At 71.9% G+C, this 21,247-nt stretch carries 16 protein-coding genes; 6 read left to right on the top strand and 10 right to left on the bottom strand.

What is annotated here, in order from left to right:
• Nucleotides 1-264: 264 nt before the first annotated feature.
• The 4 genes from AB0K34_RS11605 to hflX form a co-directional block, all read right to left on the bottom strand.
• On the bottom strand, nt 265-924 hold the full coding sequence (locus tag AB0K34_RS11605) for a ComEA family DNA-binding protein (protein WP_301174344.1): 660 nt from the start codon (nt 922-924) through the stop codon (nt 265-267).
• A 76-nt stretch (nt 925-1,000) separates the two neighbouring features.
• Nucleotides 1,001-1,852 carry a DegV family protein gene (locus AB0K34_RS11600; RefSeq protein ID WP_301174345.1) on the bottom strand — a complete coding sequence of 284 codons (852 nt, stop codon included), beginning with the start codon at nt 1,850-1,852 and terminating at the stop codon, nt 1,001-1,003.
• A 15-nt stretch (nt 1,853-1,867) separates the two neighbouring features.
• Nucleotides 1,868-3,082, bottom strand: coding sequence for an imidazolonepropionase (hutI, locus tag AB0K34_RS11595; protein ID WP_138639187.1), 1,215 nt, complete (start codon nt 3,080-3,082; stop codon nt 1,868-1,870).
• A gap of 441 nt (nt 3,083-3,523) precedes the next feature.
• Complete coding sequence (gene hflX / locus AB0K34_RS11590; RefSeq protein WP_301174346.1) at nt 3,524-4,966, bottom strand: GTPase HflX; 1,443 nt, start codon at nt 4,964-4,966, stop codon at nt 3,524-3,526.
• A 221-nt stretch (nt 4,967-5,187) separates the two neighbouring features.
• Here hflX and aceB point away from each other — a divergent pair, with 221 nt between their 5' ends.
• The 5 genes from aceB to AB0K34_RS11565 all read left to right on the top strand — a co-directional run bounded on the left by aceB (nt 5,188) and on the right by AB0K34_RS11565 (nt 11,669).
• On the top strand, nt 5,188-6,795 hold the full coding sequence (aceB, locus tag AB0K34_RS11585; RefSeq protein ID WP_301174347.1) for a malate synthase A: 1,608 nt from the start codon (nt 5,188-5,190) through the stop codon (nt 6,793-6,795).
• A gap of 100 nt (nt 6,796-6,895) precedes the next feature.
• The gene (locus AB0K34_RS11580) at nt 6,896-8,335 is read left to right on the top strand and encodes an FAD-linked oxidase C-terminal domain-containing protein (RefSeq protein WP_301174375.1); all 1,440 of its coding nucleotides are present in this window, start codon (nt 6,896-6,898) and stop codon (nt 8,333-8,335) included.
• A complete protein-coding gene (locus AB0K34_RS11575; RefSeq protein WP_301174348.1) occupies nt 8,335-9,531 on the top strand; it encodes an FAD-binding oxidoreductase in 1,197 nt (398 codons plus the stop codon). The genes AB0K34_RS11580 and AB0K34_RS11575 overlap by 1 nt, the downstream gene beginning before the upstream one ends.
• Nucleotides 9,531-10,817, top strand: coding sequence for a heterodisulfide reductase-related iron-sulfur binding cluster (locus AB0K34_RS11570; RefSeq protein WP_301174349.1), 1,287 nt, complete (start codon nt 9,531-9,533; stop codon nt 10,815-10,817). Before AB0K34_RS11575 ends, AB0K34_RS11570 begins: the two co-directional genes overlap by 1 nt.
• Before the next feature lie 132 nt (nt 10,818-10,949).
• Entirely contained in the window at nt 10,950-11,669 is a 720-nt protein-coding gene (locus tag AB0K34_RS11565; RefSeq protein WP_301174350.1) for a hypothetical protein, read from the top strand.
• A 17-nt stretch (nt 11,670-11,686) separates the two neighbouring features.
• Here the strand turns inward: AB0K34_RS11565 and AB0K34_RS11560 are convergent, their stop codons facing one another.
• From AB0K34_RS11560 to AB0K34_RS11545, 4 genes are read right to left on the bottom strand one after another with little or no spacing between them, the layout of a single operon-like run.
• Nucleotides 11,687-13,351, bottom strand: a complete 1,665-nt coding sequence (locus AB0K34_RS11560) for an ABC transporter family substrate-binding protein (protein WP_301174351.1) — start codon at nt 13,349-13,351, stop codon at nt 11,687-11,689.
• On the bottom strand, nt 13,348-15,105 hold the full coding sequence (locus tag AB0K34_RS11555; protein ID WP_301174352.1) for an ABC transporter ATP-binding protein: 1,758 nt from the start codon (nt 15,103-15,105) through the stop codon (nt 13,348-13,350). The genes AB0K34_RS11560 and AB0K34_RS11555 overlap by 4 nt, the downstream gene beginning before the upstream one ends.
• Nucleotides 15,102-15,860, bottom strand: coding sequence for an ABC transporter permease (locus tag AB0K34_RS11550; protein WP_364547651.1), 759 nt, complete (start codon nt 15,858-15,860; stop codon nt 15,102-15,104). The genes AB0K34_RS11555 and AB0K34_RS11550 overlap by 4 nt, the downstream gene beginning before the upstream one ends.
• A gap of 32 nt (nt 15,861-15,892) precedes the next feature.
• The gene (locus AB0K34_RS11545) at nt 15,893-16,864 is read right to left on the bottom strand and encodes an ABC transporter permease (protein ID WP_301174354.1); all 972 of its coding nucleotides are present in this window, start codon (nt 16,862-16,864) and stop codon (nt 15,893-15,895) included.
• Between the two features lie 362 nt (nt 16,865-17,226).
• On the opposite strand from AB0K34_RS11545, the gene AB0K34_RS11540 reads away from it, so the two are divergent.
• Nucleotides 17,227-19,188: a sensor histidine kinase gene (locus tag AB0K34_RS11540; RefSeq protein ID WP_301174355.1), complete on the top strand. Its 1,962-nt coding sequence runs from the start codon at nt 17,227-17,229 to the stop codon at nt 19,186-19,188.
• A gap of 279 nt (nt 19,189-19,467) precedes the next feature.
• On the opposite strand, the gene dapF is transcribed toward AB0K34_RS11540, so the two are convergent.
• Both dapF and miaA read right to left on the bottom strand, forming a co-directional pair.
• The gene (dapF, locus tag AB0K34_RS11535) at nt 19,468-20,280 is read right to left on the bottom strand and encodes a diaminopimelate epimerase (protein WP_301174356.1); all 813 of its coding nucleotides are present in this window, start codon (nt 20,278-20,280) and stop codon (nt 19,468-19,470) included.
• Nucleotides 20,281-20,301: 21 nt separating this feature from the next.
• Complete coding sequence (gene miaA / locus AB0K34_RS11530; RefSeq protein ID WP_364547727.1) at nt 20,302-21,222, bottom strand: tRNA (adenosine(37)-N6)-dimethylallyltransferase MiaA; 921 nt, start codon at nt 21,220-21,222, stop codon at nt 20,302-20,304.
• Between the last annotated feature and the right edge of the window lie 25 nt (nt 21,223-21,247).

The raw sequence follows: 21,247 nt of genomic DNA, 5'->3' as shown, positions 1-21,247 counted from the left end.
CACCCACCGACCTCAAGGGACCGTTCGCCGCAGCCTCAGGGCGCCCTCCGACCGCCCCGCCCCCTTGTGCCGCGGCGTTGGGTGTTCTGCGGGTGCTTGTTTCGGGGTGGTTCGGAGCGGCTTGGGGGCCGCGGGTCAATAGGTAGAGGGATGTCAGGGCCGCTGTGGCGGCCAGGGTGTAGGTCACGGGTGGGGGGAGGGAGAGGGTCGTGGCGGCTGTCAGCCAGGTGGCCAGGGCGGGGGCCAGGAGTCTGATGTCGCGGATCATGCGCGGACCATGGGTTTCAGGTCGGCGAAGCGGCGGGCGCCTATGCCGCTGACCTCCTGGAGTTGCTCGACGGAGCGGAAGCCGCCGTGTTCGGTGCGGTAGGCGACGATGCGCTGGGCGAGGACGGGGCCGACGCCGGGGAGGTCGTCGAGCTGGTCGGCGGTGGCGGTGTTCAGGTCGAGCGGCGCGCCGGACGCTGCCGGGGACGCGGCCGGCTGCGGTGGGCGGGGGACGCCTACCGGGATCTGTTCGCCGTCCACGAGTTTGCGGGCGAGGTTAAGCGTGCCGGTATTGGCGCCGGGGCGGACGCCGCCGGCGGCCTTGATGGCCTCGGCGACGCGGGAACCGGACGGCAGCGTGATCACGCCGGGGCGTTTGACCTTGCCGAGGACGTGGACGACCACCGAAGAGGCCGCCGCCGGGCTGGCCGAGACGGTGGGGCGCGTGAGTGTGGCGGCCGCTACCGGGGCGGCGGGTTCTTCGGGGCGCGGGCGTGCCAGCCACAGGTAGCCGGCCGCGACCAGGGCCGCGATCACGCCGATGATGACGAGCGTCCGGACGTGGGAGCGTTCGGGGGTCGCGCGGGGCGGCGGTGTGTCGGGCGGTTTCACCTTGCCCATGAGGGCGTGCAGGCGGGCGTGCGCGTCGGGGCTCATGGCAGCCGACGCTAAGGACGGCCGGGCGACGGCCGCGGCCGGTTCGGTGATTGTGGATAACTCTCGGCGACCGGCGTCAGAGTTGGGGCGCCACGACCACGCCCAGCATGCCGGGGCCGACGTGGGCGCCGATGACCGGGCCCACTTCGCCGACGTAGACGTCCTCGACGTGCGGGATGCGTTCGCGGAGGCGGGCCGCCAGGGCTTCCGCACGGGTTGAGGCGGCGAGGTGCTGGATGCCCAGGTCGACCCTGCGGTCACCGGCCTCGGCGACGGCGAGTTCTTCGAGCCGGGCAAGCGCGCGCGAGGAGGTGCGGACTTTCTCAAGCGGCGCTATGCGTCCATCGGCGATGTCCAGGAGGGGCTTCACCATGAGCGCGGAGCCGAGGAGGTTGGCGGCGGCGCCGATGCGGCCGCCGCGCCGCAGGTGTTCGAGGGTGTCGACGTAGATGAGGGAGCGGGTGAGTCCGGCCCGCCGGACGGCGGCGGACGCGGCGGATTCGGCGGTGCCGCCCGACAGGGCCTCGGACGCCGCGGAGAGGGCGGCGAAGCCGAGGCCGAGGCCGATGGTGCCGCTGTCGATGACGGTCACGGGCACGGGGGCGTCGCGGGCCGCGAGGCGGGCGGCCTCCACCGTTCCGGAGAGGGCGGACGACAGGTGCACGGAGACGATGTGGCGGGCTCCGGAGGAGGCGGCGGTCTCGTAGGCGCGGGCGAAGCGTTCCGGGGCCGGGCGCGACGTGGTGACGGGATGCCATTCCTTCAGCGCCCGCGCGGCTTCGGCGGTGCTCATGTCGCCCTCGTCGCGGGTGGTGCCGCCGACGGCGATCTGGAGCGGGACGACGATCAGCCCGTGCCGTTCGGCGAGGCCGGGCGGGAGGTAGGCGGTGGAGTCGGTGACGACCGCGACCGCGCTGGGTGGTGGCACTGAACGGGCGGCGCGTCAGGGCTGGACGGGGACGCCGCCGCGCCAGATGCGCAGGGCGCGCAGGCCGAACGCCCACGCGAACGCGCCCTCGTGGTCGGCGTCCCACAGGACGATGTCGGCGAGCATGCCGGGCGCGAGGGAGCCGCGGTCGCCGACGCGCAGGGCGGCGGCTCCGCCGAGGGTGGCGGCGCGCAGGGCCTCGGTCACGCTCAGCCCGAACATGGCGACCGACAGGCCGATGACGAGCGGCATCGAGGTGATGCCGCACTGGCCGGGGTTGTGGTCGGTGCCGAGGGCGACGGTGACGCCGCGGTCGAGCATCTGCCGGACGGGCGCGGGCGCGCGGCTGCTGTTGAGGGAGCTGCCGGGGCAGACGGTGGCGGTGACGCCGGCGTGGGCGAGGGCCTTGATGTCGTCGTCGTTGGCCTGGGTGAGCAGGTCGGCGGACGCGCAGCCGACCTCGGCGGCGACCTGCGCGGCGCCGACGCGCTCGTTGGCGCAGGCGTGCATGCGGGCCTTCAGCCCGGCGCGCTTGCCGGTGAGCAGCAGGGCGCGGGCCTCCTCGGCGGTGAAGTGGCCCTCGTCGCAGTAGACGTCGATCGAGTCGGCGCCGGCCACGGCGGCGTCGCCGGCCCACAGCCGGACGGCCTCGATGTAGTCGCGGCGGCGGCCGAAGAACTCGGGCGGCAGGATGTGCGCGGCGAGGAACGTCGCGTGGATGCGCGGCATGGACGGCTCGCCCTCCAGCGACCGCAGCATCCGGATGTCGGCGAGTTCGCCGTCGCGGGTGAGGTGGTAGCCGGTCTTGGCCTCGACGGTGGTGGTGCCGGCGAGGATCCACTGGCGGAGCCGTTCGCGGACGCCGTTGCAGAGCGTCCAGGGGTCGGTGCCCCGGGTGACGGTGACGGTGGAGTTGACGCCGCCGCCCGCCGCGGTGATGGCGGAGTGCGACGACCCGCTGGTGCGCATGGCGAGCTCGGCCCACCGGTTGCCCGCGTAGACGGGGTGGGAGTGCGCGTCGATGAGGCCGGGGGTGACGAGGCCGCCGCCGAGGTTCTCGACGTGGTCGACGTCGACGATGTCGTCGATGATGCCGGGGACGCTCTGCGGGAGGTCGGAGGCGGGCCCGGCCCAGACGATGCGGTCGTCGTGGATGAGGACCGCGGCGTTGCTGCAGACGTCGGTGCCCGTCCAGAGCCTGCCGATGTTCGTCAACAGCCGTACGGTCATGGCGTCACCGACCTGGATCGAGCCGTGCGCGCAGCCGCGCGGGTTGGCGCTGGAGCGGGCCGCTCGCCCTCGTTCCAGTGTTCGGACCTGCCATGGCCACCTGCTCTCGATCCGAAACACCGGCAGGGTGCCGGCGACTCACCAATGGAGGGTCGGGTGGCCGGGCGACCACCGCTGGCAACGAGACCGGAGATATCGGTTTCGTCACGGTAGTGCACCGAAGGCCCGTCCGACAACCTTTCGTCGTAGCGCATCGACAGCCATCACCCCGCCCCTAGTGCTAAAGACCGTACGGATTTCAACCGAACCGTCAAGCGGATTGGACAAGCTGTCACCGTACGGCGACGCGAACGGTGCTTCCGCTGGTTCCGGACGAGCCCTAAGCCGGTCTCTGAGCAGCCGAAACCCACCGGGCCCGTGCTGGGCCCGGTGGGTCGGGGGTCAGGCCGTCGGGGCCACGGTCTCGTACCGGGAGAGCTCCCCGGCGAGACCGGCGGGCACCCTGGCGTGCAGGACGGTGCCTTCGGCGATGTGCTCCAGCTTGAGCACCTCACCGCGCTCGTGCACCTGCGCGACGAGGTCGCCGCGCTCGTACGGCACGAGGACGTGGAGCTCGCTCTCCAGGCCCGGGAGGTCGGCCTCGATGGCCGCGCGCAGCTCCTCGATGCCGAACCCGGTGCGGGCGGACACGACGACGCTGTGCGGCTCGCGGCGCCGCAGCCGGGCGACGGCGAGGTCGTCGGCCGCGTCCGCCTTGTTGATCACGATGATCTCGGGGATCGCGTCGGCGCCGATCTCCCGCAGCACCTCGCGGACGGCGTCGATCTGCGCCTCGGGGTCGGCGTCGGAGCCGTCCACGACGTGCAGGATCAGCCCGGCGTCGGTGACCTCCTCCAGCGTCGACCGGAACGCCTCCACCAACTGGTGCGGCAGGTGCCGGACGAACCCGACGGTGTCGGCGAGGGTGTAGGCGCGGCCGCCGGGCGTCTCGGCCCGCCGGACGGTCGGGTCGAGGGTGGCGAACAGCGCGTCCTCCACCAGCACCCCGGCGCCGGTGAGCCGGTTGAGCAGCGACGACTTGCCGGCGTTGGTGTAGCCGGCGATGGCGACGGCGGGCACCTGGTGGCGGCGCCGCTCGCCGCGCTTGGTGTCGCGCGCCTTGCCCATCTCGGCGATCTGCCGGCGCAGCTTGGCCATCCGGGTGCGGATCCGCCGCCGGTCCAGCTCGATCTTGGTCTCACCGGGGCCGCGGCCGCCGATGCCGATGCCGCCCGCGGCGCGCCCGCCGACCTGCCGGGACAGGTTGCCGCCCCAGCCGCGCAGCCGCGGCAGCAGGTAGTTGAGCTGCGCGAGCTCGACCTGCGCCTTGCCCTCGCGGCTCTTGGCGTGCTGGGCGAAGATGTCCAGGATCAGCGCGGTCCGGTCGATGACCTTGACCTGGACGGTCTCCTCCAGGTGCCGCAGCTGGCTCGGGGCCAGCTCGCCGTCGCAGATGACGGTGTCGGCGCCGGTGGAGATCACGATGTCGCGCAGCTCCGCGGCCTTGCCGGAGCCGATGTAGGTGGCCGCGTCGGGGCGGGACCGGCGCTGCACGAGCCCTTCGAGCACCTCGGAGCCCGCCGTCTCGGCGAGCAGCGCCAGTTCGCGCAGCGAGTTCTCGGCCTCGGCGGCCGTGCCGTCCGTCCAGACGCCCACGAGGACGACCCGCTCCAGCCGCAGGGCGCGGTACTCGACCTCGGTGACGTCGGTCAGCTCGGTGGACAGCCCCGCGACGCGGCGCAGTGCGCGGCGGTCCTCCAGGTCGAGTTCGCCCGTCAGGGGCTCGTACTCGACGTCGTCCTGGATCTGGGTCTGGGTCTGGTCTGCAGAGAAAGGTTCAGTCATATGTCCTCGGTAGAACGCCGCCTCGCGGCCGTATCTTCCCGGCGATCGTCTCACGCGCCGTCCCGGAGGTCACCTGCTTATCCCCAGTTTCCCCGTGGGTTGACGCAAGCGCGCGCGGGGAGGTCTCGCAAGGGATACCCGCTTTGACCGCACCTCGCACCGCCGAGTACGGTTCTCCACATAACAGAAGTCAAATTTCGCTATACGAAAGGGCGAGGCAGATGGCCGCACTGGAAGGCGTCGAGGTCACCGGACCTCTCGGCGACCGCTACGAGGAGATCCTGACCCCCGAGGCGCTCGGCCTTCTCGCCGCCCTGCAGCGCGCCCTCGGCGCCCGCCGCAAGGAGCTGCTCGAGGCCCGCGCGGAGCGGCAGCGCAAGCTGTCGGCGGGCGGGACGCTCGACTTCCTCCCCGAGACCGCGAACGTCCGCGACGACGACTCCTGGCGCGTCGCCGAGCCCGCGCCCGGCCTGGTGGACCGCCGTGTCGAGATCACCGGCCCCACCGACCGGAAGATGACGATCAACGCGCTCAACTCCGGCGCGAAGGTGTGGCTGGCCGACTTCGAGGACGCCAACACGCCGCTGTGGGACAACATGATCGAGGGCCAGCTCAACCTGCGGGACGCCCTCGACCGCACCATCGACTTCACCGACGCCAAGTCCGGCAAGAGCTACGCGCTCAAGGCCGACGAGGAGCTCGCGACCATCGTCGTCCGGCCGCGCGGGTGGCACATGGAGGAGAAGCACCTCCTCGTCGACGGCGAGCCCATGTCCGGGTCGCTGTTCGACTTCGGCCTCTACTTCTTCCACTCGGCGCGGCGCCAGCTGGCCAAGGGCAAGGGGCCGTACTACTACCTGCCCAAGATGGAGAGCCACCTCGAGGCGCGGCTCTGGAACGACGCCTTCAACCTCGCGCAGGACCACCTGGACGTCCCGCGCGGCACCATCCGCGCGACCGTCCTGATCGAGACGATCCCGGCCGCGTTCGAGATGGAGGAGATCCTCTACGAGCTGCGCGACCACTCCGCGGGCCTGAACGCCGGCCGCTGGGACTACCTGTTCTCGGTGATCAAGAAGTTCCGGGACCGGGGCACGGAGTTCATCCTCCCCGAGCGCAACGCGATCACGATGACGGCGCCGTTCATGCGCGCCTACACCGAGCTGCTCGTCCGGACGTGCCACAAGCGCGGCGCGCACGCGATCGGCGGCATGGCGGCGTTCATCCCGTCCCGCCGGGACGAGGCGGTCAACAAGGTCGCGCTGGAGAAGGTCCGCGCCGACAAGGCCCGCGAGTCCGGCGACGGCTTCGACGGCTCCTGGGTCGCGCACCCCGACCTCGTCCCCGTCTGCCGCGAGGTGTTCGACGGCGTCCTCGGCGACAAGCCGAACCAGCGGGACCGGCTCCGCGAGGACGTCGGCGTCACCGCCGCCGACCTGCTCAACGTCAAGGACACTCCCGGCGAGATCACCGAGGCCGGCCTGCGCAACAACATCGACGTGGCGCTGCGCTACCTCGCCACCTGGCTGGACGGCGCCGGCGCCGTCGCCATCCACAACCTGATGGAGGACGCGGCCACCGCCGAGATCTCCCGCTCCCAGGTGTGGCAGTGGATCTACAACGGCGTCTCCACCGCCGAGGGCCGGAAGATCACCAAGGAGTGGGTCGAGCAGCTCCTGGACGAGGAGCTCGACAAGATCCGCACGGAGCTGGGGCAGGCGTACAACGAGCCCCGCTACAACCAGGCGGTGGCCCTGTTCAAGGAGGTCACCCTGGCGGACGAGTACTCCGAGTTCCTGACCACGCCGGCCTACCAGCGCTTCCCGTAACCGCGGGCGGCGCGTGCGGAGAGCCGGGCGGCCGCGGGCCGTCCGGCTCCGGATCTTGCGGGGGTGTCGGGGGCGGAGGATGGTGGTAAGAGTGGAGTCCATGCTCACGGCGCTCGGGTCCCGGCTGGAGGCGCTGCTCGGAGCGGATCGGGTGATCACCGACCCGGTGCGGCTGCGCACGTACGAGTGCGACGGCCTCACCAACCACCGGGCGACGCCCGGGGTCGTCGTGCTGCCCGACACGGCCGAGCAGATCGCGGCGATCGTGCGGGAGTGCGCGGCGGCGGGCGTGCCCTACGTGGCGCGCGGGTCCGGGACGGGCCTGTCCGGCGGGGCCCTCCCCCGCACCGACGGCGTGCTGATCGTGACGTCCCGGATGCGCCGCGTCCTGGAGATCGACATCCCGGGGCAGCGCGCCGTGGTGGAGCCCGGCGTGATCAACCTGGACGTCACGCGGGCCGTCCGCCCGTACGGGTACTACTTCGCGCCCGACCCGTCCAGCCAGCAGATCTGCTCGGTCGGCGGGAACGTGGCGGAGAACTCCGGCGGCGCGCACTGCCTGAAGTACGGGTTCACCGCGCACCACGTGCTGGCGTGCGAGATCGTCACGCCGGACGGCGAGCTGGTGGAGCTCGCGGCGGACGCCCCCGGCTACGACCTGCTCGGGGTGTTCGTCGGGGCGGAGGGCACGCTCGGCATCACCACCAAGATCACGGTGCGGCTGACGCGGGTGCCGGAGACCGTGCAGACGCTGCTGGCGGCGTTCGACTCGATCGAGGCGGGCGGCACCGCGGTGTCGTCGATCATCGGCGCGGGCGTGGTGCCGGCGGCGATCGAGATGATGGACGCGCTCGCCATCGAGGCGGCGGAGGCGGCGGTGCGCTGCGAGTACCCGGCGGGCGCCGGGTCCGTGCTGATCGTGGAGCTGGACGGCCCGGACTCCGAGGTCGCGGCCCAGTTCGCCGAGGTGGAGCGGCTGTGCCGGGACGCGGGCGCGTTCGAGATCCGGATCGCCGCCGACGACGCGGAGCGGGCGCTGATCTGGAAGGGCCGCAAGTCCGCGTTCGCGGCGGTCGGCCGGATCAGCCCGGCCTACCTCGTCCAGGACGGGGTGATCCCGCGGACGGTGCTGCCGGACGTCCTGGCGAGCATCGACGAGCTGTCGGCGCGGTCGGGCGTGCGGGTCGCGAACGTGTTCCACGCGGGCGACGGCAACCTGCATCCGCTGGTGCTGTTCGACGACTCCGAGCCGGGCGCCGAGGCGCGCGCCGAGGAGGTGTCGGGGGCGATCCTCGACCTGTGCATCCAGCACGGCGGCTCCATCACCGGCGAGCACGGCGTGGGCGTCGACAAGGCCCGGTACATGCCGCGCATGTTCACCGACGCCGACCTGGACACGATGCAGATGGTCCGCTGCGGGTTCGACCCGGCGGGGCTGTGCAACCCGGGCAAGGTCTTCCCGACGCCCCGGCTCTGCGGTGAGGTGCCCGGCAAGCGCAAGGGCCCCCACCCGTACGAGGGAAAGGCGGACATCTTCTGATGCGGCCCCTGGACGCCCTGGCGAAGGTCTGCGCCGACGTGCGCCCCGGCGAGCCCGCCGAGGGCGTGCTTGGCGTCGAGCCCGCGCTCGTCGCCGCCCCGAAGGACCTGGCCGAGGCCGCCGACGTCATGCGCGTCGCCGCCGAGAAGGGGCTCGCGGTCGTCCCGCGCGGTGCCGAGACCCGGCTGGACTGGGGGACGCCGCCGCGGCGCTGCGATCTGCTGGTCGACACCCACCGGCTGGGCAGGCTCGTCGAGCACACGGCCGGCGACCTCGTCGCCAAGGCCGAGGCGGGGCTCCCCATGGAGCGGCTCAACGAGAGCCTCGCCGAGCACGGCCAGCGGCTCGCCCTGGACGTCCCCCTGCCCGGCTCCACGGTCGGCGGGACGGTCGCCAGCGGCGCCGCGGGGCCGCTCCGCACCCTCTACGGGACGCCCCGGAGCCTGGTCATCGGGCTGACGGTCGTCCGGGCGGACGGCCAGGTCGCGCGGTCGGGCGGCAAGGTCGTCAAGAACGTCGCGGGGTACGACCTGGGCCGGCTCTTCTCCGGCTCTTACGGCACCCTCGGGCTGATCGTGGAGGCCACGTTCCGGCTCCATCCGATCCCCGCCGCGTCCGCGTACGTCACGTGCGCCGTGAACGGGCCGGAGGACGCACATGACGCCGTCCAGAGCGTCCTCCACTCCCCTGTTGCGCCGAGTGCGGTCGAGTACATCGGTCCCGGTACGGTCTCGGTGCTCCTGGAAGGCGTGCCTGAGGGCGTCGCCGCGCGCGCTGGGCAGACGCAGCAGCTTCTGGGGGAGAGCTCCGAGATCTCCGAGTCCGCACCGGACGGCTGGGGACGCTACCCGGACGGCACCACCCTCATCGACATCAGCGCACCGCCGCCCGCGCTCCGCGAAGTCCTCACCCTGCTCGGGCCGGACACCGCGGTCACATGGAGCGGCAGCGGGAACGGCCACGTCGGTCTGGCCCCGGAGATGTCACCAGATGATGTGGCCGACGTACTAGGGCGGCTGAGGGACGTCCTGTCCCGGCACCGGGGCCACGCCGTCGTCCGTTACGCGCCGCAAGAGGTGCGCGGCGAGATCGACCTGTGGGGGCCGGTTCCGGCGCTCGCCCTGATGCGGCGCGTGAAAGACCAGTTCGACCCGGACCACAGGCTGTGCCCGGGCCGTTTCGTGGGAGGAATCTGATGAGCGCCCAGGACGATCTCCCTGATCTCCTGAACGACTGCGTCCACTGCGGTTTCTGCCTCCCCACATGCCCGACCTACGTGCTGTGGGGCGAGGAGATGGACTCCCCCAGGGGCCGTATCCATCTCATGCAGCAGCACCTTGAGGGCGCGCCGCTCAACGAGCCGATGGCCGAGAATTTCGACCGCTGCCTCGGGTGCATGGCCTGCGTGACGTCATGCCCGTCCGGCGTCCAGTACGACCGTCTCATCGAGATCACCCGCACCCAGGTGGAGGACGAGCACCCGCGTTCGCTGAAGGAGCGGGCCATCAGGGAGATGGTCTTCCAGCTGTTCCCGTACAAGCGGAGGCTCCGTGCTCTGCGCGGGCCTCTGCGCGCGTACCAGAAGTCGGGTCTGGAGCGCCTGGTCCGGCGCAGCGGCGTCCTGGAGCGCCTGTCGCCGTCCATCGCGGCGATGGAGCGGCTCGCGCCGCCGCTCGGGAAGGCGCCGCGGCTGCCCGAACGGGTCGCGGCGCGCGGCGAGCGCCGCGCCACGGTCGGGATGCTGACCGGCTGCGTGCAGAGCGAGTTCTTCCCCGGCGTCAACGCGGCCACGGCCCGCGTGCTGGCCCTCGAAGGCTGCGACGTCGTCATCCCCCGCGGCCAGGGCTGCTGCGGGGCGCTGTCGCTGCACTCCGGCCGGGCCGGGGAGGCCCGCGCCTTCGCCCGCCGGACGATCGAGACGTTCGAGTCCGTCGACGTCATCGTGGTGAACTCGGCGGGCTGCGGGTCGGCGATGAAGGAGTACCGGACGCTGCTCGCCGACGAGCCGGCCTGGGCCGCGCGCGCCGCGGCGCTGTCGGACAAGACCAGGGACCTCGCCGAGTACCTCGCGGAACTCGGGCCCCGCGCGGAGCGGCGGCCACTTCCGGTCACCGTCGCCTACCACGACGCCTGCCACCTCGCCCATGCCCAGGGCGTGCGGAGCCAGCCCCGCGCGCTGCTGGCCGCGATCCCCGAGCTGACCGTCCGGGAGATCGCCGAACCGGACATCTGCTGCGGTTCCGCCGGAACCTATAACCTGTTCCAGCCGGAGGCCGCCGGCGAACTCGGCGACCGCAAGGCGGTGAACGTGGACGCCACCGGAGCCGAACTACTGGTCGCCGCCAACCCCGGCTGCTCGATGCAGATCGCCACCGCGCTGCGTCGGCGCGGCGCCGGCATCGCGGTCGCGCACACCGCGCAGGTGCTGGACGCCTCCCTGCGAGGGCTCGGCCGCGACGCCCTCGTCGCGCGCACTTCGTAACCCGCCGGCCTGGGACACCGCCGTTCCGGGCGTCCGGTATCGTGGCCTGCCGCCGTTGCCGCCGTTGCCGACGACAGCTCGGAAGGACGCGCTTACTGAGCCTGGAGAAGGCCCGAGGGAGCACGCACCACCATGTCCAACAGCTACCAGCCCTACCGCTCGCACCGCCGCCGGAAGAAGACCGCCGCGGGCCGGCTCGGCCTCGCCGGGGCCGTCACCGGCGCCGTCGGCATCGCCGCGATCGCCGCCGGGATCGTGTTCCTGCGGCCCGGCGGCGACACCGCCCAGGAGACCGCCCAGCCGACCCTGGCGAGCCAGGGCGACGGCACGCAGCAGGGCTCGGCCGTGCCCGCGCCGAAGGCGGGCCCGCCGGTGAACTTCACGACCCCCGAGGGCTACGGCTACAGCCTCGCCGCGGTCCGGGCCGGGACCGACCGGCAGCCCCTCGGCGCCACCGCGGCGCCGCCGTCGGGGACGACGTACGCCTACGCCGACTACATCCTGACCAACACGCAGCGGCGGCCCGTCCTGCTCGACTACCCCGCCGACCTGTTCATGCCGAAGGCGCAGGTCCCGAAGGCGGCGCAGGAGCGGTGCATGCCACAGGCCGGCATCCCCGACGACATGTGCACGCTGCCGAACCACAGCAAGATCACCGCCCGGATCGACGGGTCGAAGCCGCCGGTCGACGACAGCGGCAGCATGATGATGCCGGGCGGCGCCTCCTACGTCGTGCGGATCGCCTCCGAACTCCCGGTCGCCGACGGCATCTCCGCCGACGACCTGCGGCTCTACGTGTGGAACGCGCGCTACACCAGCGACCGCAAGGGCATCCAGCTCGCCTTCCCGTAACCGTCCGGCCTTGTGGCTCAGCGACCGGTGAACCCGATGTCCTGGTAGTCGGGCTCTAGGAAGCCGCACGCCCCCATGTTGGCCAGGTCCGCGCGCGCTGCGACGAGTTGTGGACGCTGATACAGCGGCAACACCGACGCCTGGCGCCAGATGAGCCGGTCGGTTCCGTTCACGAGGTCGTGGACTTTCGCCGGGTCGGTCTCCGCGATCGCCCGGTCCATCGCCGCGTCTATGGCGGCGGTCCCGGTGCGGGAGTAGTTCTGCTGGACGCGGCCGGCGTGCGGCCGGGCGAACACCGCCCGCATCGGTGACACCGGGAACGAGGTGCCCAGCCACGAGAACGGGACGATGTCGAAGTCGCCCTTGGTCACGTGGGCGTCGAGGGCATCGTCAGCGGGAACGGGCCGGATGTCCACCCGGACACCGATACGTTCGAGCAGCGCGCGCGCCAGTTCCGCTTCGCGTGCGCTGATGGGGACGCCCGAAGGCACCACGAAGCGCAGCGCAAGCGTGCGTCCGGCCTTGGCACGGTACTTGCCGTGCTGTCGCCAGCCCGCCTCGTCCAGGAGCCGTCCGGCTTGCGCGGGATCGTATCCGCCGAGGACGGCCGAGTTGTCCTGGTAACCGTTCTGGGTGTTGACGTAGAAGTGATTGCCGAGGGTCTGGACCGGCACCCCCAAGCCGGACAGGTCGGACCGTGCGATGACCTCCCGGTCGATGCCCAGCATGACCGCACGCCGTACGCGCACATCGGACAGGACGGGCGAAGCGGCGTTGAACGTGAAGTGCCGCCAGTCGGGTCCGCCCGCGCGGCGTATGTCGGTACCTGGGACGCCTTGGACGCGCCGCATCGCGCTCGCGTCCAGCCCGATGTCCATCAGGTCGATCTCATGGTTGGCGAACGCCCCGGGCATCGCACTGGTGTCCATGGCGCGGTAGACGATGCGGTCGAGTTTCGCGGGCGCCCCCCACCAGGACGGGTCGCGGGCCAAAGTGACGGTCTTGTCGGTGCGGTCGATTCGCTGGACTTTGAACGGGCCTGCGGTCACGGGCAGTGCGTTCATCCAGCCGGTGTTGAACACGCGTGGGCTGGAGTAGGCGGCGGCCGGGTAGAGCGGGCTGAACAGGCTGCGCCAGTCGGCGTACGTCTGGGTGAACGTCACCTTCACGTCGTTTTCGCGGGGGCCTTGTTCGATGTGTTTGATCAGGCGGTATCCGCTGTCGGTGGAGACCTCGTAACGCCGGTCGCGTCCGGAAAGCGCACGGGCCTGCGCGACGAAATCGGCGAATCCGATGGGGCGGCCGTCAGACCATCTGGCCCGAGGGTTGAGCCGGTAGGTGACGGTCTGGCCCCGCTTGGTGCGCTTCAGCGTGGCCGACTCCAGATACTCCGGGACGGGATGGGGGACGGATTTCTCGTCAGAGCGCATCAGATACGGCAGGACGCCCTGAATGACATGGTCCACCGCGCCCTTGGTGCCGTTGAGATGATGGAAATTCCACTGTGACGGAAACTCCGGCAGCGGCCAGCGGAGCGTGCCGCCGTTCACGATTCGGTCGCGCGGGACGGGGTTGACGTCAGCGCCCGGCAGCCGCCCGGATGAATCGTTCTGCTCGCCGATGTCGCCGCATCCGGTCGTGAGCACGATGCCCAGAAGAATCGCGCCGAGTATCCGTTTCACTGCTCGACCTCAGCTCCGATGAGGGGGTGGTGGCAGGCGACCAGCCGGTCTGGGTCTTTCAAGGGCTCCGGATCCTGTTCATCGCACAAGCGAGCGTCCTGTTCGGCGACCGTGACGTAGCGGGGGCATCGGGATCGGAAACGGCATCCAGTTGGTGGTGACATCGGGTCTGGTGAGTCTCCTTGCAGAGGGACGCGTCGCAGCAGTGCGCGCGTGTAGGGGTGAGCCGGTGCCTCGTACACGTCCTGGGTCGGCCCCAGTTCGACAATGCGGCCCATGTACATGACCGCGACCCGGTCGGCGATGCGGTGGACGACGGCCAGGTCATGGGCGACGAGCAGATATGCCAGGCCAAGACGGTCGCGGAGGCTTTCCAGCAGAGCCATGACGCTTGCCTGCACAGGCGCGTCCAAGGCCGACACAGGTTCGTCCAAGAGCAGCAGACGCGGTTCCAGAGCCAGAGCCCGCGCGATGCTCACACGCTGCTTCTGCCCGCCAGAGAGTGTGTGGGGATAGCGCCGTACGGTGTCGGCCTCCAAGCCCACCAGCTCCAGCAGCTCCCCCACTCGGCTTCCGATCCGCGATGACGGGAATCCATGCGTGATCAGCGGCTCGGCGATGATGTCGGCCACGCGCATCCGAGGGTTGAGCGACGCTGCCGGGTCCTGGAACACGACCTGGACATCCCGCCGCAGGGCTTTCCGCCTAGCCGCGCTCAGCGACGCCGTGTCCTGGCCGAAGACGACCACACGGCCGTCCTGCGGCCCTGCCAGCCGCAGGATCTCCAGCAAGGTCGTGGTCTTACCGCACCCGGACTCCCCCACGAGCGCGAGGGTCTCGCCCTCCCGGACGTCGAAGCCGACGCCGTCGACCGCGCGCACACTGCCGACCCGTCGCCGCACCAGCGTCCCCTTGAAGACGGGGTAGTGCCGGACAAGGCCGTCCACTTGCAGTACGACAGGACGCTCAGGCCGAGGCTGCGACACACCCTTGTCTTCCACACGCGGGATGGACCGCAGTAACTCGGCCGTGTACGCCGCACGCGGTTCCCGGTAGATCCGCTCTACCGGCCCGGTCTCAACGATCCGCCCCTCGCGCATCACCATGACGCGATCGGCGAAGTCCTCGACGAGCCGCAGGTCATGCGTGATCAGCACGAGTGCGGCGCCGGTCGCGTCCTTCGCGGTGCGGAGGACGTCCAAGACCTGCGCCTGGACGGTCACGTCCAGGCCAGCCGTGGGCTCGTCCGCCAGGATCACGCCGGGACGGTTCGCGACGGCCATGGCGATCATCACCCGCTGCCGCATCCCGCCGGAGAACTCGTGCGGGTACGCGCGCGCCCGACCTGCCGCGATTCCCACCAGTTCGAGCAGTTCCAGGGCCCGAGCCCACGCCGCCGCCCGTGTGACCTTGGAATGGGCCCGTACCGCCTCGGCGATCTGATCGCCCACGGTGCGGACGGGAGTGAGCGCCGCATCCTGGAACACCATCGCCAGGTCGTCGCCGCGCACCCGGCACAGTTCGGCATCAGATCGCCCGATCAGCTCCTCACCACGCAACCGCACGGACCCCGTGACCTCGGCACCGTCCGGGAGGAGCCCCATCAGGGCTAGCGCGAGCATGGTCTTGCCCGCCCCCGACTCGCCCACGACCCCGAGGACCTCCCCGGCTTCGACCGTGAATCCGACCCCGCGCACGGCGCGCCCACTGACCGGAAGATCAACCGTCAGACCGCTGACGCGCAGCACCGTCATCGCACGTCCCGCAGCGGATCGAGGACGTCCCGCACCCCGTCGCCGACCAGGTTCACGGCGAGGACGATCAGCACGAGCAGCCCCGCGGCGGACATGAACGGCCAGGTGGCCGCCGCGCCCCGCCCCTCCGCGATCATCGTGCCCAGCGAGACGTCCGGCGGACGGACCCCGAAGCCGAGGAAGGACAGCCCGCCCTCGGCGACGATCGCGACGCCGGCGGTGAGGCTCGCGTCCACGACCAGGAACGACGCGACCTGCGGCAGGACATGCCGGACGAGCACGCGCGGCGCGCCCACCCCGGCGAACCGGGCGGCGAGCACGTACTCGCGCTCGCGCACCGACAGCGTCATCGCCCGCACCACCCTGGCGGTGAGCATCCACAGGAACGCAGCGAGCAAGGGCGCGAGCAAAGGCCATCCTCCGCCCGGCGCCAGAACGGCGACGACGAGGAAGGACGGCAGGACCAGCAGGAGATCGACACCCCACATCAGGGCCCGGTCGAGCAGACCGCCCGCGAACCCGGCGACGGTGCCGACGGCAGCGGCGAACGCCGTCGAGAGCAGCGCGGCCAGAAGCCCGATGACCAGCGACTTCCGCGCCCCGCGCAGCGTGAGCGCCAAGGCGTCCCGCCCGCTCTGCGTCGTCCCCAGCCAGTGCCGCGCCGAGGGCCCCTGACCGAACGCCCCGAAGTCGGTCTCGTCCCAGCGCCACGGCGCCACGATCGGCCCCGCGAACGCCAGGACGAACACCGACACCAGGAGCGCAATCCCGACAACACCCCGCCGGGTCATGCCGCGACCCCGGACCGAACCCTCGGGTCGAGGGCGGCGTTCAAGACGTCCGACACGAGGCCGGCCAAGACGACGGCGCAGGCGGCGACGCAGTCGATCGCCGCGACCACGTTGACGTCGCCGCGCGCGATCGAGTCGACGAGCCACTCGCCCATGCCGTGCCGCCCGAAGACCTTCTCGGTGAACACGCCCCCGAGAATGAGCAGCCCGGACGCATAGGCGAAGTACGTCGTCATCGGTACGAACGCAGTGCGCAGCCCATGCCGCAGCAGGGCACTCCGCTGCGAGAGCCCCTTGGCCCGCGCGGTCCGCACGAAATCGGCACGCAGGACGTCCAGCATCAGCCCCCGCTGGTACCGGCTGTACAGAGCGAGTTGGGCCAGCGCGATCGTGGTCATCGGAAGCAACAGATGCCGCACCTGATCAGCGAGGCTGCGAGGCGACCCCTCCCCCACCCACACGAACACCCGCACGCCCAGTAAGTCGTTCACCCTCACGGCAGCCGCCTGTAACAGCACCGCCAGAACGAACACGGGGACGGCTAAGAGCAGACAGGCCCCGCCCGTAACAACCCTGTCGATGACCCGTCCATGCGTGGCCGCCGCGTACGCGCCAACGAGAATCCCCAGCACGCCACCCACGACCCCGCCGGGAACCAGCAGGCGGAGGCTGACACCAAGCCGCCGCCATAACTCCGCGTTGACGGGCTCACCCTCCTGCGTCCGGCCGAAGTCCCCTTGCAGGACGCCCCGCGCCCAGGTCCGGTAGCGGTCGGCCAGCGGAGTCCGGTCGTTCAGGTTCAAGGCGCTGAGCCGGGCATCGATGACGGCCTCGGGCGGGCGCGGCGTCCGCCCCTGGAACGAGGCCCGCGGATCGAGGACGGCGGCGGCGAGCAGATAGGCGAGGCTCCCGGCGAACACGACCAGCACCGCACGGCTCACCACGCGCCGCAGCACGAACACCGCCACCGACTCCCCTCCCGCACCGCCCGCCAACGAACACGGAATGCTACACATCGAACACAGAACGCGCAGATGGACGACAAAACACCGTCCTGACCTGCACTTTCCGACTTCTCACATCCGGGCGTCGCGGCATCGGCGCGTCTCGCGCGCACGGCGGAACGGGCAGCGGAGAGGCAGCTCCCGCCCCAACTCGGCGGACCACCTCAAGCCGGGACAGATCTTCCCTGCTCAGGGCGCGCCATCGTAGGTTAGGGCTCCCCTGTTGGTTCCCCTAGGTAGATCATTCGGCCGGATGCGGCTCTCGGCCTGGGTCTCCACGACCTGGACGCTTTAACATTCCATTACTTTCGGGCGGGGAGTGCATGATGGAGACGGCAGCACACGGCCGCGCGGCGGGGCGCCTCGGCGTCCTCCTCGCGCTGGCCGCGGTCGCGTTCGTCGTCACCTCCCTGACCCTCGGCGCCTGGCTCCCGTCCGCCGAGCGGATGGTCTGGTGGCACCCCGAGATCCTCGTCGCGCTCGCCTGGACGCCCGTCGGCGCCGTGCTGCTGCGGCACCGGCCGGGGCTGAAGGTCGCCTGGCTCATGGTCGGCGCCGGCTTCAGCGCGGCCCTGTACGTCCTGACGCTGAACCTCGCCCCGTGGGCGGACCGGCACGACTGGGCCGCGGCCGGGTTCCTCGACTGGCTCGGGACGTGGCTGTGGGCGGTCGACACCTACGCGCTGACGCTGGTCCTGCCGCTGATCTTCCCGGACGGGCGGCTCGTGTCGCGCCGGTACCGGCCGGTGCTCGCGCTCGCCTGCCTCATGCCCGCCGTCGTCTGCGTCCACCTGACCATCGACCCCGGGGTGCGCCGCTGGCACAACGGCGTGTCGGTCTACCCCTTCGACGGCATCCCGCTGCCGATCAGCGCCGTCATCCTCGGCACCCTGGCCGCGGGCCTGTTCTCGGTGCTCGTCCGGTTCGTCCGGTCGCCGCCGGACGTCCGGCGGCAGATCGCCTGGGTCGTCTACCCCGGCATCCTCGCCGAAGGGGTCATCTACATCGGCGAGAACAGTCCCATCGGGGATCCCTTGCGCAACATCACCATCGTCGCCGTGCCGATCTGCATCGCGATCGCCATCACCCGCTACCGGCTGTACGACATCGACCTCGTGGTCAGCAGGACGCTGGTGTACGCCGGGCTGGTGGTCGTCATCACCGGCGTGTACTTCGCGCTGGTCGGCGGGGCGAGCCTGCTCGCGCACGGCCGGGGCACCCTCGCTGGGCTGGCCGGCGCGATCGTCGCGGGCGCTGTCTTCGAGCCCGTCCGGCGCCGCCTGCAGCGGATGGTGGACGGCGTCATCCACGGCGAGCGCGACCCGTACCGGATCGCCGACACCCTCAACCGGCGGCTGCAGACCGCCGCCGACCCCGGGGCCGCGCTCGCCGCGGCCGCCGAGGTGGCCCGCTCCGCGCTGCACGCGACCGGCGTGGTGATCGAGGTGCTGGACCGCGACGGCCGGACGATCTCCGCCGAGGACGGTGTGCTCGGCCCGCGCCCGCAGCTCGTCCCGCTGGTGTGGCACGGGGAGCCGGTGGGCCGGCTGCTATTCGGCGTCACCCGCACCCCCGACGCGCGGCTGTCGGGCATCCTCGCCCGCAACCTCGCCGAGCTGGCGAACGCGGCGCGGCTCGCCGCGGACGTCCAGCGCTCCCGCGAGCACATCCTGCGCACCCGGGAGGAGGAGCGGCGGCGGCTCCGCCGCGACCTGCACGACGGCCTCGGGCCGACGCTCGCCAGCCTCGCGATGACGGTGGACGCGGCCCGCATCACGCTGAAGACCGACCCGGAGGCGGTGGACACGCTCCTGGAGGAGCTGCGCGCCACCATGGGGCGCACCATCGGCGACATCCGCGACCTGGTGTACGGCCTGCGCCCGCCCGCGCTGGACGACCTCGGGCTGGAGGGCGCGATCCAGGCGCTCGGCGGCGTCGTCGCCACCGGCGACGGCCCGACGGTCGACGTGCGTGTGGAAGGCGACCTCAAAGGACTGTCCGCCGCCGCCGAGGTCGCCGCCTACCGGATCGTGCAGGAGGCGCTGACCAACGTGCACCGGCACGCCAACGCGTGCTACGCCGAGGTCACGCTGTGCCTGAACGGCGATCTGCACGTCACCATCGGCGATGACGGTGTGGGGTTGCCCGACCGGCTTCGTTCCGGGGTCGGCATGTCGTCGATGCGAGAACGCGCTACGGAACTGGGCGGATCCTGCACGGTCGGCCCCGGCCCCAACGGCGGAACCCTCGTCCGGGCCCGGCTGCCGGTCAACGGCGCCCATTCCTGACGCCGGCCGCTGACGCTCTCCCGGGGCGCGCTCACCCGGGGTTCTCCGGCCTCACCCTGGTGGGAGGGCCGGTGACCGCCCCCCGCCAAGAAGGTCGCCACCGGCCCTCAGGCTCCGTACGGCCCCGGGGCTCCCATCCCGGTCCGTACGGGCCATTCACCAGAGGGTGTGCAAGAAAGAAGTTATGCGGCTCAGGGTCCCGTTGGAGAGGGACACCTGTCCCGTTCATGCCGGGACGACTCCGGACCCGCCGCAACCCCTGGTGAGGCAAGGGTTCCGCTAGATCCACCCAGGACGCGTCTCACCCTCGGCGACGAGCACCGCCGGGCCGCGCAGATGGCTGGTCCGCCCGTCGAGGGTGACGGTCACCCGGCCGCCGGGAACGTCCACGGTCCATTCGGACGCGCCAGGGGTCCCCTGGGCCGCCGCGGCGGCCACCGCGACCGTCCCGGTGCCGCAGGAGCGCGTCTCGCCGGAGCCGCGCTCGTACACCCGCATCTCCACGTGCCGCTCCCCGACGGACTGGAAGAACTCGACGTTCACCCCGTCGGGGAACACGGCCGGGTCGAAGTCGGGGGCACGCGACAGGTCGAGCGCGGCGACCGGACCGTCCACGCGGCACGCCAGGTGCGGGTTTCCCACCGAGACCCGCCGGCCCTGGAACGCCGCGCCCGCCAGGGACGCCTCGCCGTAGCCGAGGAGCTCCGGCGCGCCCATGTCCACGCTCACGTCGCCGGACGCGCCGAGCGTCACCCGGCGCAGGCCCGCGCGGGTCGCCACGTCCCACTCGCCGGGCGCGGCCAGGCCGGCGTCGACGAGGTAGCGGGCGAAGACCCGGATCCCGTTGCCGCACATCTCGGCGATGCTGCCGTCGGCGTTGCGGTAGTCCATGAACCACTCCGCGTCGGCGCCCGCGTCGGCGTCGAGTTCCGCCGCCTTCGTCCGGACGACGCGCAGCACGCCGTCGGCGCCGATCCCGGCGCGCCGGTCGCACAGCCGCGCGACGGCCTCCGGGGCGAGGTCGAGGACGCCGTCCGGGTCGGGCAGGATCACGAAGTCGTTCTCGGTGCCGTGGCCTTTGACAAACCGCATCCTTCGATCGTATTGCCTCGCTCAGGTGCCCCGCCCGGCCTCCCCCGCGGCCTCCTCGACCAGGGCGAGAGCGCGTTCGACCAGGTCGGGGGCGTCGTGCGGGAGCCAGTGGACGCGCGGGTCGCGGCGGAACCAGGACTCCTGCCGGCGGGCGAAGCGCCGCGTGGTCCGGACGGTGTCCTCCTTCGCCTCCTCCTCGGTGCACTCCCCCGCGAGGAACCGGAGCACCTGCGCGTAGCCGAGCGCCCGCCCGGCGGTCAGGCCGTCCCGCAGGCCCCGCTTCTCCAGCGCCCGCACCTCGTCGACGAGGCCCGCGTCCCACATCCGCTCCACCCGCAGGGCGATGCGCTCGTCCAGGGCGTCGCGCGGGACGCTCACGCCGATCTGCAGGGCGGAGCCGTAGCGGTACCGGTGCTCGGGCAGCGTCGCGGTGAACGGGCGGCCGGTGATCTCGATGACCTCCAGGGCGCGGACGATCCGGCGCCCGTTGCTCGGCAGGATGGCGTCCGCGGCGGCCGGGTCGAGGCCGCGCAGCCGCTCGTGCAGCGTGCCGGGGCCGACCTGCGCCAGCTCCACCTCCAGGCGCGCCCGGACGGCGGGATCCGTCCCGGGGAACTCCATCTCGTCGAGCGCCGCGCGCACGTACAGGCCCGACCCGCCGACCAGCACCGGCAGCCGCCCCCGGCCCCGGACGTCCGCGATCGCGTCCGCGCTGAGCGCCTGGTACTCGGCGACGCTGGCCGTCTTCACCACGTCCCAGACGTCCAGCAGATGGTGCGGGACGCCGCGCATCTCGGCCGCGGACAGCTTCGCGGTGCCGATGTCCATGCCGCGGTAGAGCTGCATCGAGTCGGCGTTGACCGCCTCGCCGTCCAGCCGCAGCGCCAGTTCCACGGCGAGGTCGGACTTCCCCGCGGCCGTCGCCCCGACGACCGCGATCACATAGGGAGCATTGGGTGAGGTCACG

This window comes from Actinomadura sp. NPDC049382 (genome assembly GCF_040677125.1).
GTDB classification, from domain to species: Bacteria; Actinomycetota; Actinomycetes; order Streptosporangiales; family Streptosporangiaceae; genus Spirillospora; species Spirillospora geliboluensis.
Note: the sequence above shows the minus strand (reverse complement) of the source record. Positions and strands in the feature narration are given on the sequence as shown.